Annotated in this window: 1 protein-coding gene; it reads left to right on the top strand. The window is 32.7% G+C overall.

Annotation, left to right across the window (positions count from 1 at the left end; all coding sequences use genetic code 11):
• The first annotated feature begins 53 nt into the window (after positions 1-53).
• Positions 54-617 carry a CPBP family intramembrane glutamic endopeptidase gene (locus tag DCC39_RS18735; protein ID WP_116556397.1) on the top strand — a complete coding sequence of 188 codons (564 nt, stop codon included), beginning with the start codon at positions 54-56 and terminating at the stop codon, positions 615-617.
• Positions 618-1,776 lie beyond the last annotated feature (1,159 nt).

The raw sequence follows: 1,776 nt of genomic DNA, 5'->3' as shown, positions 1-1,776 counted from the left end.
TGAAACAAAAAAATTGATATCTTTGCTTCAATTAATACCCTCATGGGCAAAGTGTGAATAATTCAGGCCTAAGTATATTTGTAGCATTGGGTGCCGCTTTAACAAATAAAATAAGTTTTAATACAGAGAATATCTATATTAGTAATTGGGCTAAAGCGGCTTTAGTAGGTATTGGGTGTTCAATCACCCACATTTTGATCTATTATGGTTTCTTTAAACCTCTTTTAGGCAAAGCTTTTTATAAGATTGAAAAACATAGAAATTCAATTGGCATCATTCCTCGAATTTTGTATGCGAGTGTAGTTGAAGAGCTAATCTTTCGTTGGGGAATTCTGAGTTTACTACTTTGGTTAACACAATCGGTACTCATATCTATAGCTGTATCTAGTTTGATATTTACACTAGCGCATTATCAAGGTTCATCAATAGCCGGAAAATCATTTACGCTTTACAGTTATATATTTATAGGCAATATGCTAGTAGGCATTATTTGTGGATGGCAATTTTATGAAAATGGCATATTTGCTGCAATACTTGTTCATATGTGCTTCCATTTAATTTTATATCCATTTGAAGTTAAAGTTCTAGAAAGTGCGCAGAATAAATATTCAGAATGATTAAACTAAAATTGTTTCCCTCATAGTTAAGGTGGACGTATTCTGCAAAAGGAAAAGACAAAGCGCTCGTTCAGACTATTCTTAAAAGATATCCAGCATTGCGGCCCCATTTTTCTTTCATTCAGGGTTTTCGAGAAGCGGTTTCAAACAAGAGATAAAGAACATTTACGTGAACTTGTTCTATTTGAAAAAACCGTGAAGATCCCTAACTAAAATATTCATTGATCGCCTACTTATCGATTTTCCGTCTACCCTCCATGCATGTTCATTTGAAGAAAGTGAATTTTCAACGGAAACAATGCATCAAAATAGCCCATTTAATCATTTAAAACCATTTAAGGCCAAAGGAGAAGTATACCTTTCTTTTAAATTTTTCCAAATATTCAATTAGCAAATGTGCCCCTCATTGAACATACTTTAGTTACCAAACTTGGAAATCATGGTACTTCTTATCCTTATGTGGGGCTTTTTGAACATCCTCTTTTAGTAATATATAAACAAAATTAGGAATAATTGATTGGTTACAAAGATCGGTTCATTATTAAATTAAAAGAAAAGCGACAATTAAGAGGATATAAAAAATGGGAAGCCACCATGGGGTATTAAAGAAGAATGTAATCAATCATGGGAAAACCCCTCTTTTTTAGAGGAGTTCGTTGCATTAGGCAATCACATCTTAATATAATTGTTGCCAAAATGTTGTCACGGGCATTTTTGATACCCGCTAAAACCTTGCTATATCAAGGTTTTAGGGAGTTATCACATTATGCCGCCCGTAAGATGAGAGTGTGTAATATCTTTAACGCGAGGTGCGAAAAGTGCGGTAAATCAACGTTTTGGATGTTGTTGGCTGTAACATCTTTAATGGGATTTACCGTTTTTTATGGGAATGCGTTAGCAAAATGTTAGCATATACTACTAACATTTTTAATTGAACAATTGACTACATTATCTTTAAACGGCAATGCATTTCAACCTACAATTTTTGTAAATAATTCACAGTATATATTGAAAGTATTTACATATTTAAATACCTACGCACCGGTCACTTTATAAATTAAATATTAATTACACTTAACGCGGAATTTAATAATTTTGATATGAAAATAATATCTACTTGAAAACACAATGTCTTGATTTGTCAAGTACCCGGAAACAA

This window comes from Pueribacillus theae, assembly GCF_003097615.1.
GTDB lineage: Bacteria > Bacillota > Bacilli > Bacillales > UBA6769 > Pueribacillus > Pueribacillus theae.
This window is presented reverse-complemented; position numbering and strand designations above follow the sequence as displayed.